Source organism: Halomonas sp. BC04 (assembly GCF_000568385.1).
The window spans coordinates 1-10,649 of sequence record NZ_AZQX01000377.1 but is presented as its reverse complement, the minus strand read 5'-3'; the positions used below and the strand labels follow the sequence as shown (position 1 = coordinate 10,649).

General features: G+C 61.7%; 9 protein-coding genes and 2 pseudogenes. 5 read left to right on the top strand and 6 right to left on the bottom strand.

Annotated elements, in window-relative coordinates:
* Window positions 1–123 precede the first annotated feature (123 nt).
* The 4 genes from Q427_RS25315 to Q427_RS25300 all read left to right on the top strand — a co-directional run bounded on the left by Q427_RS25315 (window position 124) and on the right by Q427_RS25300 (window position 3,331).
* Window positions 124–1,023, top strand: coding sequence for an ABC transporter permease (locus tag Q427_RS25315; RefSeq protein WP_051496704.1), 900 nt, complete (start codon window positions 124–126; stop codon window positions 1,021–1,023).
* A 4-nt stretch (window positions 1,024–1,027) separates the two neighbouring features.
* A complete protein-coding gene (locus tag Q427_RS25310; protein WP_043518147.1) occupies window positions 1,028–1,879 on the top strand; it encodes an ABC transporter permease in 852 nt (283 codons plus the stop codon).
* 281 nt (window positions 1,880–2,160) lie between these two features.
* Entirely contained in the window at window positions 2,161–2,556 is a 396-nt protein-coding gene (locus Q427_RS31690; protein ID WP_155833695.1) for a hypothetical protein, read from the top strand.
* Between the two features lie 136 nt (window positions 2,557–2,692).
* Window positions 2,693–3,331 carry a hypothetical protein gene (locus Q427_RS25300; RefSeq protein WP_043518143.1) on the top strand — a complete coding sequence of 213 codons (639 nt, stop codon included), beginning with the start codon at window positions 2,693–2,695 and terminating at the stop codon, window positions 3,329–3,331.
* A gap of 237 nt (window positions 3,332–3,568) precedes the next feature.
* On the opposite strand, the pseudogene Q427_RS25295 reads toward Q427_RS25300, so the two are convergent.
* The 6 genes and pseudogenes from Q427_RS25295 to Q427_RS25280 all read right to left on the bottom strand — a co-directional run bounded on the left by Q427_RS25295 (window position 3,569) and on the right by Q427_RS25280 (window position 8,594).
* Window positions 3,569–4,947 (bottom strand): annotated as a pseudogene (locus tag Q427_RS25295) (sigma-54-dependent transcriptional regulator).
* 8 nt (window positions 4,948–4,955) lie between these two features.
* Window positions 4,956–5,462, bottom strand: a complete 507-nt coding sequence (locus Q427_RS34860; RefSeq protein WP_231613916.1) for a sensor histidine kinase — start codon at window positions 5,460–5,462, stop codon at window positions 4,956–4,958.
* On the bottom strand, window positions 5,462–6,418 hold the full coding sequence (locus tag Q427_RS25290; protein WP_231613915.1) for a HAMP domain-containing protein: 957 nt from the start codon (window positions 6,416–6,418) through the stop codon (window positions 5,462–5,464). The genes Q427_RS34860 and Q427_RS25290 overlap by 1 nt, the downstream gene beginning before the upstream one ends.
* A gap of 74 nt (window positions 6,419–6,492) precedes the next feature.
* A pseudogene (locus Q427_RS36585) lies at window positions 6,493–7,052 on the bottom strand (PQQ-dependent sugar dehydrogenase).
* A 34-nt stretch (window positions 7,053–7,086) separates the two neighbouring features.
* A complete protein-coding gene (locus Q427_RS36580; RefSeq protein WP_331280709.1) occupies window positions 7,087–7,635 on the bottom strand; it encodes a PQQ-dependent sugar dehydrogenase in 549 nt (182 codons plus the stop codon).
* A gap of 83 nt (window positions 7,636–7,718) precedes the next feature.
* Window positions 7,719–8,594: an AEC family transporter gene (locus Q427_RS25280; RefSeq protein WP_043518140.1), complete on the bottom strand. Its 876-nt coding sequence runs from the start codon at window positions 8,592–8,594 to the stop codon at window positions 7,719–7,721.
* 150 nt (window positions 8,595–8,744) lie between these two features.
* On the opposite strand from Q427_RS25280, the gene Q427_RS25275 reads away from it, so the two are divergent.
* Window positions 8,745–10,559: an ABC transporter ATP-binding protein gene (locus Q427_RS25275; protein WP_043518138.1), complete on the top strand. Its 1,815-nt coding sequence runs from the start codon at window positions 8,745–8,747 to the stop codon at window positions 10,557–10,559.
* The last annotated feature ends 90 nt before the right edge of the window (window positions 10,560–10,649 follow it).

The following is a 10,649-nucleotide window of genomic DNA, read 5'->3' as shown; positions in this document are numbered from 1 at the left end:
CTGGGATCGCCAGTCCTTGCCCGATGAGTCCGTCTATGCTGCCCTGGCCGAGGATCTGCTGGAAGGCAGGAGGCGCGCAACCTGGGGTTGCTATCGAGCCGGCTAAACTACGAGCAGTCGGGCATGCGCTCTGCCATCACCAGGACGGCGCGAAACCTGCGTACCATGGACCCTCCCTACAAGGAGGCCATGATCGAGGCCAATGCCCGCTGGGGTGAAGTGGATACCTGGAAGTTGATCGAGCGTGAAGCCACGCCACTGACGATATCCTATTACCTGATGGCGCTGGACCGGCAGTTGACGCCGGATGGCGAAATTGTCCGTGCTCCGGAAAACCAGCGAATTCATGTCAATCTATTCTGGCGCACCTTCTGGATGAGCGCCGTGATCACCGGCCTGACCCTGCTGCTGGGCTACCCCATTGCTTTCCTGCTCGCCAACCTGCCGCTGCGACACTCCAACCTGTTGATGATCTTGGTGCTGTTGCCGTTCTGGACGTCGCTGCTGGTGCGTACCACTACCTGGATCGCCATTCTGCAGTCCCAGGGGGTGCTCAACGATGTCATGGTGGCGATTGGCGTCATCGCCGATGAGGCGCGATGGCAGATGATTCATAACAAGACCGGCACCATCGTCGCCATGACCCATATACTGCTGCCGTTCATGATTCTACCGCTCTATTCGGTCATGAAGACCATCCCCCCCAGCTACATGCGGGCGGCTCGCTCGCTGGGAGGTCGTCCTTTCCTCTGCTTCCGACGGGTCTACTTTCCCTTGACCATTCCCGGCATCGCGGCAGGGGGCATTCTGGTCTTCATCCTCTCCATCGGCTACTACATCACACCGGCACTGGTAGGCGGGCAGTCGGGTCGATTCATCACCAATTATATCGCCTTCCACATGCAGACCTCGCTCAACTGGGGCCTGGCTGCAGCGATCGCCTCAATTCTGCTGTTCGTGGTGATCATCTTCTATCTCATCTTCAACCGCCTGATCGGCGTCGACAAGGTCAAGCTGGGGTAAACCGATGGCCATACCTTCCTATGCCACCCGTGGCGAGCGCATCTGGCACTATGTCTTTCTTGGCATTTGTGCCCTTATTTTCCTGTTCCTGGTGGGGCCGCTGCTGATCATTATCCCGCTCTCCTTCAACGCCCAGCCCTACTTTACCTTCTCGGAAAAGATGCTGAGTCTGGATCCGGAGGGCTTCTCACTGCGCTGGTACCAGGACTTCTTCACATCGAGTGCCTGGCTCAATGCGATAAAGAACAGCTTCATCATCGGTATCGCCTCGACGATCCTGGCTACCGTGCTGGGCACCATTGCGGCGCTGGGGCTGTCGAGCCGCAACATGCCGGCCCGGGGGGCCATCATGGCGCTGCTCATTTCGCCGATGATCGTGCCGCTGATCATTTCCGCGGCGGCCATGTTCTTCTTCTTCTCCAAGGTGAACCTGGCCCAGACCTACCTGGGGGTTATCCTTGCTCACACGGCGCTCGGTATCCCCTTCGTGGTGATTACCGTCACGGCGACGCTCTCCAGCTTCGATACCACCCTGATCCGCGCCGCCCACAGCCTGGGGGCCAATCCGACCCGGACCTTCTTCAAGGTCGTGTTGCCCCTGGTGACGCCAGGGGTGGTGTCGGGTGCGCTGTTCGCCTTCATTACTTCCTTCGATGAGGTGGTGGTGGTGCTCTTCATCGCCGGACCGGAGCAGCGCACCATGCCCATCCAGATGTGGTCGGGCATTCGTGAGCAGATCAGCCCCACGATCCTGGCAGTAGCCACCATGCTGGTGCTGCTGTCGATGCTGATGCTGACCACCCTGGAGCTGTTGCGTCGTCGTGGTGAGCGCATGCGGGGGCTTACGCCGGGTTAGGAGCACCACCGGGTCTAAACGGGTTACCGCCATTGGGAGGCATCGAGAGATGCCTCCCAATTTCATTTCCGAGCGCACCCGGCTTCTAACTGGTCGGCTTGGCGTGGACATCTGGCCCATGTGTCACATTTAACCAGCATTATTTTGGGCTTCCTGGTTGGATTCTTCTGCTTCGAGTTTCTGTAAATATATGATATTTGGTATTTTTACTTGTAAGTTCGTTGCATGGCATGCCCTGTGCTTGAGTCAGGGTGACTACGGATCAACAGGGAGGGTTTTACATGAGCCACGATAAGCAATTTCGCTTGGCCTCTGGCGGACGCTTGACAGCGTTAGCCTCAGCCATAGCGCTGTCACTGGGTACGCTGACACTGGCGGGTTGCGGTAACGATGATGATATGCCGCCGGTGGATCAGGAGCCGCCCGCTACAGAACAGCAAGGCTCTCCCATGCAGGATCCCACTGATGATCCAGGCATTGATCAGACTGATACAGCCGCGGGTGATGGTGGGGAAGATCCGATGGGCGCCACTGAGCCGATGCCGGAAGATGAGGATGCATTTCCGGAAGCGGAGCAGGAGCCGGTGCCGGATGGGGCACAGGACACGATGGCGCCCGATGATGAGGACGAGTTCATGGACGATGACATGGACGACGATGACGAGATCGAACGTTAATCGATAGATTCTGATACGAATTTTTGATTAACCACGAACTCAAGTGCTTGCCAGGACTCTCGATTTCCTCATGGCAAGCACGGAGGGGGAGACCCTCGACACTTCGTCGCAAGACGATGCACTAGGAGGTGTAATTATGATGTCCAAGGAATTCTTGAAGAAGCTAGGCATTTTTGGTGTGACCATGGGGCTGACAGTCAGCCCGCTGGCCCTGGCTCAGCAGACACAAGCTCAGGAGGACGATTTCCAGAATCAAGGCCAGGCAGCTGACCCTGCCGAGGCCGTTGAAGGTGCTCCGGGTGCGGAGCCGACGCCAGGCACGGATGCCGCTCCTTCGGGGCCGGGTGCTGATCCGGATGCCATCGAAGGTGGTGCTGCACCGGGTGCAGGTTCAGGTGTCGAGACAACTCCTGGAACCGATGCTGCCCCTGGGGCTGCGATGCCTGACGAAGATCCGGCAGCTGACCCTGCCGAGGCCGTTGAAGGCGCTCCGGGTGCAGAGCCGACGCCAGGCACGGATGCAGCTCCTTCAGGGCCGGGTGCTGATCCGGATGCCATCGAAGGTGGTGCTGCCCCGGGGACTGCAATGCCTGACGACGATCCGGCAGGAGCCGATGACGAGGCAGGCTTCGGTGAAGGCATGGATCGTATGCCCGGCAATGACTCGGCTGATCATCCCACCGTTGGCGAGGACGAAGAGTTCGGCCAGGATCAGGAGTTCGAGAACGAGGAAGAAGAGTATCCCGAAGTGGATGACGACGAAAGCACCTACTAACACCGTTAATCGGATGCTGGCTTGCTCCGTTGCCAAGCACCGGAGCAAGCAAGAATGGCGAATACACGCCACCGAACATGTTTCAAGCGCAGAGTCCACTGGCGGCCCGCCACCCCCCCTTGCACCGTCAGTCGGATTGCATGGCGCATTTTGCCCCCAACCTCCCAGGGGGCTTTTTTTGTTTGGCTGGTTTTGTCCTGGCTGGATGACTCCCTGGTCTGCCAGCACTACCACTGATTACTCTTCGTCCAGTCGACGATAGAGAGTCCGCCTGGCGATACCCAGAATATCAGCGGTACGACGCTTGTTGCCGCCGGTCGCTTCCAGCACTTTCTGGATATAGCGCTTCTCGACCTCTTCCAGGCTGGGCCAGTTCTGCTGCTTCTCGGCCGCTATCACGGCGTTGTCTGCCTCGATATGGCGTGCATTGCTGCGCTGTTCCATGCCATGTTGGCGAATTCGCTCCGGCAGGTCGGCATGACTCAGCAAGCCCCCTTCAGCCAGCGTCACGGCTCGCATGACGCATTTTCCAGCTCCCGCACATTGCCCGGATAGGAGTACTCGAGGAGTGCTTGCAGGGCCGAGGCCTCGACGCTCTCGATCTGCTTGCCCTGGGTGGTGGCATGCTTCTCGATCAAGGCCGAGACCAGTCGTTCTATGTCGCCATTGCGCTCTCGTAAAGGGGGGATTCGCAGTGAGAATGTCTCCAGGCGATAGAAGAGGTCGCTGCGAAAATTGCCACTCTCTATCTCCTGTTCCAGCTCTCGGTGGGTCGCAGCGATGATACGCACGTCCACCGACTCTTCCTTCTCGGCCCCCACGGCCTTGACTGTCCTTTCCTGCAGGGCACGCAGCAGCTTGGCCTGGAGCCCGATGGACATCTCCCCTATCTCATCGAGAAAGAGACTGCCGCCGTTGGCCGCCTGAAACAGGCCCTGGCGGGAGTCGCTGGCACCGGTAAAGGCTCCCTTTGTATGGCCGAAGAACTCACTTTCCATCAGTTCGGAAGGGATGCTGGCGCAGTTGATGGCAATGAAGGGGCCTTCGGCGCGGTGGCTTTCGGCATGAATGGCGCGGGCGAGCAGTTCCTTGCCGGTACCGCTCTCGCCCTGCACCAGGATCGGTGCGTCGCTCTTGGCGAGCCGAGCGGCATCATGGAAGAGGGATTGCATCGTCTCGCTCTCGCCGACGATGCCGTGAAAGTGGCCGGGAGGATGCTCCTGCTGAAAGCGTTCGGCCAGGCGGTGATTTTCCAGCACGCGATAGACCGCCTCGCGAACGCCTTCCAGGTCCAGCGGTTTGGTCAGGAAATCGTCGGCTCCGATCTTCAGTGCTTCCACGGCCTGGTCGATGGTGCCGAAGGCGGTGATCACGATGAAGCCCAATTGGCTCCCCTGGCTGCGTAGTTGCTCGAGTAGCTCCATGCCGCTGATGCCAGGGAGGCGAACATCGCTGATGACCAGTGCCACATCGCTGTGGCTCATGGTGGCCAGTGCCTCTTCGGCACTGGCCACGCCGAGCGTCCGGTATCCGGCTTCCTGGAGTTCTTCTTCCAGCAGTTCCAGAATGGCTGCGTCGTCCTCGACGATCAGGATCGGCAAGCCGTTGGGTGTGATGTTCCCTGTCACGTGGCGTTTCCTCCTTCGATGGAATCCGTCTGGCTCAGGGGTAGGCCGACCTCGAAGCCGGCTCCTCCCATGTCACTGTCGAAGACGCCGACAGTGCCGCCATGGTCATTGATGATCCGATGCACCATGGAAAGTCCCAGGCCGCTACCCTTCCCCACGGGCTTGGTGGTAAAGAAGGGGTCGAAAACCTTCGACTGGTTGGCCCGGGTAATCCCTGCCCCATCATCTTCCACCCAGAGGGTCAGCCAATCATTCTCCTGCCGGGCACTGAGGCGAACCCGTTGGACCTCCTCGGCCTGGGCTGCATTGCGCAAGAGATTCGTGAGTACCTGGATCAGCTGCTGGCCGTTGGCCAGAAACTGGGGGGAAGGATCCGGCAGGTCCGTTACCAGCTGGATGGCATTCCGATCGAGTTCGTCTTCCACCAGCTCCCGGGTGGCGCCGACCAGGCTGTCGAGATCGAGAGGCTCCTTCTCCACATTGTGGCGTCGGCCGAGCTCCATCAACTGACGTACGATCTCGACGATGCGCTCAACCTCGCTACGGATGCGCCCCAGCTTGGCCCGTTCGTCATCGCCAATCCGGTCACGCGCGCCAGGCGCTGGGCCTGACCGTTGATGACCGTGAGCGGGGCACCGATCTCGTGGGCGACCCCCGCGGCCAGCACGCCGAGCTCTGCCAGTTTCTTGGACTTGCGCAGGCGCTTTTCCAGTTCGATCTCCTTGCGTCGGCGTGCTTCGATATCGGCGTCCTTCTCGGCCATGGCGTCCAGCATCCCGTTGAGGCCAACGGCCAGGCGGGCGTACTCCTGGGGGCCGTCGGCCACGGCGCGTTGGCTGCGATCACCCTCCTCGACACGCTGCATGACTGTCAGCAGTCGCTCCAGCGGGCGTTCGATATGCCGACGGAACCCCCACCAGATACCCAATACGATGCCGCCGGCACCGATCACGAAGGCGATCAGTGCCAACTGGCTGAGGAAGCCGGTGTAGTTCTCGATGCCGGTATTGAGGCGGTTGACCTGCAAGACGCCGCGTATCTCGCCGGTGGCGGACGTCAGCGGCTTCAGCGCCGAGTAATAGTGCCAGCCGTCATGCTCTCGGTAGGCGGCGCGCATTTCGCCGTTCTCCGCCACGTCGCGAATGGCATCGGCACTGAAAAGGGCCTGGCCCAGTCCCAGGCCATAGATCTCCTGGCCGTTGGTATCGAAGACATAGGCGCCATAGATGCGATGAAAGGAGAAGGCCGAGTAGAGTGACTCTTCCAGCGGTTCCGTGGAATCCCGGGACAGGGCATGACTCAGGGTGGTGCCGATGACATGGGTAATCACCTGCACTTCCCGCTCCAGGCGGGAACGCACATTGTCTTCCAGCGACTTGATCGCCACCAGACTGAATACGAGCAGTACCAGGAAGAGGGGGGCGATGACTGTCAGGATAATCAGGTTGCGAAGGCGCATGGGGGCTCACGAGCAGCAAACGGAAAGGGGCAGGCACCGGACGTGCAGTCCTCGCCTGGTACCTGCCGCGGCGGTCAATCGGCGGGCACCAGCCGATAGAGGCTTCCCTGCGGATCATCGTTGAGCAGGTAAAGAGTACCGTCATCGGCCTGGCGGACATCGCGAATGCGCCCGATATGGCCGTCGAGGATGGTTTCGGCGGCAATGATATCGCTTCCATCCGTGGTCAGGCGTACAAGCCGCTGGCTGCGCAGGCCGCCGGCGAGCAGGTCACCCTGCCAGTCGGGGAATGTGTCGGCGGTGATATGGCCAGGCCAGATGGTGCCAGGGTGAACTCGAAGACATGGGCCGGATCGCGCATGCCGGGCAGGGAGTTCGCGCCGATGGGCTCGCCGGTGCCGTAGTCGCGCCCCTGACTCACTTCCGGCCAGCCGTAGTTCTCGCCGGCTTCGATGAAATTGATTTCATCGCCACCCCTAGGCCCATGCTCACTGGCCCAGATGTCACCGTCGGCGGTCACGATCATGCCCTGGATGTTGCGGTTGCCTGCGGTATAGATTTCATCGAGGATTTCGGGGTCATCGACGAAAGGATTGTCATCGGGCACCCCTCCGGTATCGGTCAGGCGCAGCACGCTGCCGGCGTGGTCGCCCTTGTCCTGTGCCCGTTCAGTTGGTGCCGCGGTCACCGATACTCATCAGCAGGGTGCCATCGGGCAGCCAGGCGAGTCGCGAACCGTAGTGGCGGCCCGGGCCGGAGTAACGGCCCTGCACGAACAGTTCCTCGACCTCGACCAGGCTTTCGCCTTCCAGCCTGGCGCGGCTCAGGGCCGTGGCCGTGTTGCCGTTGTCGGGCTTGCTCCAGGTGAAATAGACCCAGTCGTGTTCACCATCCCCCCAGGATGGGTGCAGGGCGAGATCCAACAAGCCACCCTGGCCGTGGGAATGGACCTCGGGCACGCCCCCGAGGCGGGTGGTGGAGCCGTCTGCCTCGACCAGTGTCAGGTGGCCTGGCCTTTCGCTGACCAGAAAACGCCCATCGGGCAGCATGGCCAGAGCCCATGGATTTTCGAGGCCGGAAGCGAGGCGCTCCAGGCGCAGGTCCAGATAGTCGGTGGCAATGCGTTCATCGACGACGTCGGCGGCCTGGGCCGAGCCGATGCCCAGCATCGTGCCCAGCAGCAACGTCGCTGTCAGTGGATTGCATGGCTTGTGCATCCCGTCCTCCCTCGATGGCTGTTCCGCTAACAGGATAGAGACCCCCGTGCGGTCAGGGTGTTCCGATCACCCTTGGGTCCTGATTACATCAGGATGGCCAGCAGTATCGGCAGATAGAGCAGTGACAGCAGCGTGGAACAGAACACCAGGCTTGCCACATATGCCGGTTCTCGCCCGGCACGCTGGGCGAAAAGGTAGTTGAAGACCGCCACCGGCATGCTCATCTGCAGCACCAGGATGCTGTGGGCCAGCGGCGGTAGGCTCAAGAGATAGCCTATGCCCCAGGCGAGCAGGGCGGCAACGGGGATACGCAACAGGCTGAAGCCGATGCCCGACTGCAGGTTCTTCACCTGGATGCTGGCCAGGGATACTCCCAGGGTGATCAGCATCAGCGGCACCGTGAAGCCCGAAATCAGATCCACGCTGTTATCCAGCCACAGCGGCAAGTCTGTGTCGGTCAGCAGTAGTGCCAATGCTATCAGGATAGCGTATACGGTGGGGGTCTTCGCCAGTGTCAGCAACGGATTGCCTCGGCTGGCCATGACGGCACCCAGGGTGAACTGGAACAGCGAGACCGTGACCATTATCGTGATGCCGAAGGCAAAGCCGGCACTGCCGAAGGCATAGAGCACCACCGGAAGGCCCATGTTGCCGGTATTGGGATACATCATCGGTGCGAGCAGGACCCGCCAGTCCCGGCCCAGCACGCGAGCCATCGGCAGCGTTGCCGCTGCCATGCTGAGCATGACCAGCGCCGTGGCCAGCATGGTGAGTCCGAAGCTGCCGGCATCGATCTCCGCCCCGGAAAGCGAGGCCAGTACCAGGGCAGGGGTCCCGATATTGAAGACTAGTCGTGTAACGAACTCCACGGGGTAGGGATAGCCCAGGCGAATCCAGGTGAAGCCGAGCCCTGCACCGGCCAGTACGGGGGCCATGACGGCAAAGAGTTCGGCGACCATGCAGTGTCCTGTGGGTGGCGGTTCGCGGAAGGGTTGGTGTCAAAGGACTATTGTCACAGCGCTATTGTCGTGGCTCGGGGCGTGCCACGCAAACCGTTAGGCCGCTAAACGCGCTACACTCTTGCCATCCTAAATGCCGGATGGTTATTCATGTCGTCTTCTGCCAACAGCTTCCAGGCCCTGGTGCGCCTGCTGCGCTATGCGCGGGGCTATCGTCGCCGCATTATCGCCGCCACTACCTGCTCGATCATCAACAAGATCTTCGATATCGCTCCCGAGATCCTCATCGGGGTGGCCATCGACGTGGTGGTCAACCAGGAACGCAGCTTCGTCGCCCGGCTCGGTTTCACCACGCCCCAGGAGCAGATCCTGATGCTGGCCGTGCTCACCTTCTTCATCTGGGCCGGCGAGTCGATCTTCGAGTATCTCTACAAGATCCTGTGGCGCAACCTGGCCCAGCGTCTGCAGGCCGACATGCGCCTGGACACCTACGAGCATGCCCAGCGGCTCGACATGGCCTTCTTCGAGTCGAGAAGCTCCGGCCAGCTGGTGGCGACCATGAACGACGACGTCAACCAGTTGGAGCGCTTCCTCGACGGCGGCGCCAACTCGCTGATCCAGGTGGGCGTCACCGTGGTGGCGGTGGGGGCGGTGTTCTTCGTCATCTCGCCGTTGATCGCCCTGCTCGCCTTCACGCCCATCCCGATGATCATCTGGGGCGCCTTCTTCTTCCAGCGCAAGGCCGGGCCGCTCTATGCCGACGTGCGCGAGAAGGTCGGCGACCTGTCCAGCCGACTCTCCAACAACCTCGCCGGCATCGCCACCATCAAGAGCTTCACCAGCGAGGCGCGCGAGGCGTCGCGGCTGCGTGCCACCAGCGAGGCCTATGTGGAAGCCAATCGCCGCGCCATTCGTGTCAGCTCGGCGTTCATACCGGTGATCCGCATGGCGATCCTGGCCGGCTTCCTGGCCACCTTCACCGTGGGTGGCATGATGGCACTGCGCGGTGACCTCAACGTTGGCGCCTATGGCGTCCTGGTCTTCCTCACCCAGCGCCTGCTCTGGCCGCTGACCGGCCTGGCCGAAGTCATCGACCTGTTCGAGCGCGCCATGGCCAGCACCCGCCGCATTCTCGACCTGCTGGCGGTACCCATCACCGTCAAGGACAACGGCGATAAGCCTCTGTCGGCACCGGTGCGTGGCGAGGTGAGTTTCGAATCGGTGAGCTTTCACTATGCGTCGAGCGGGGTGGGCGTGGATGGTGTCAGCCTCCGGGTACCCGCCGGGAATACCCTGGCCCTGGTCGGTGCCACGGGTTCCGGCAAGTCGACCCTGATAAAGCTGCTGCTGCGTTTCTACGATCCCGAGGCCGGCCGGGTCTGTATCGACGGCCAGCCGATCGGCGAGGTCAGCCTCCACTCGCTGCGCCAGGCCATCGGCCTGGTCAGCCAGGACGTCTACCTCTTCGAGGGCTCGATCCGCGACAACATCGCCTATGGCAAGCCCGAGGCCGACGAGGCGGAGGTGATCGAGGCGGCCCGCACCGCCGAGGCCTGGGAGTTCATCGAGGCGCTCCCCCAGGGGCTGGATACCGCGGTGGGCGAGCGAGGCATTCGCCTCTCCGGCGGCCAGCGACAGCGCCTGTCGCTGGCCCGCGCGCTGCTCAAGGACCCGCCCATCCTGGTGCTCGACGAAGCCACCAGCGCCGTGGACAACGAAACCGAGGCGGCCATCCAGCGCTCGCTGCTCAAGATCGGCCATGGCCGCACGGTGATCATGACCGCCCACCGGCTCTCCACCATCGTCCATGCCGACGAAATCGTGGTGATCGATGCCGGCAGGGTGGTCGAGAAGGGCACCCACCAGGCGCTGATCGAGCATGGCGGCCGCTACGCGGCCCAGTGGAAGGTCCAGACCGGCGCGCTGAGCGCCGATGCCGCCCTGGGCGCGCTGCCGAGTGCGTGACGGGCACAGGTCGTTGTCGGCTGTAGGGCTATCAGCTCGTCCTTCCGAGCTGGCTACTTGCCGCCCGGTACGCTTCTGGAAGCCACCTTG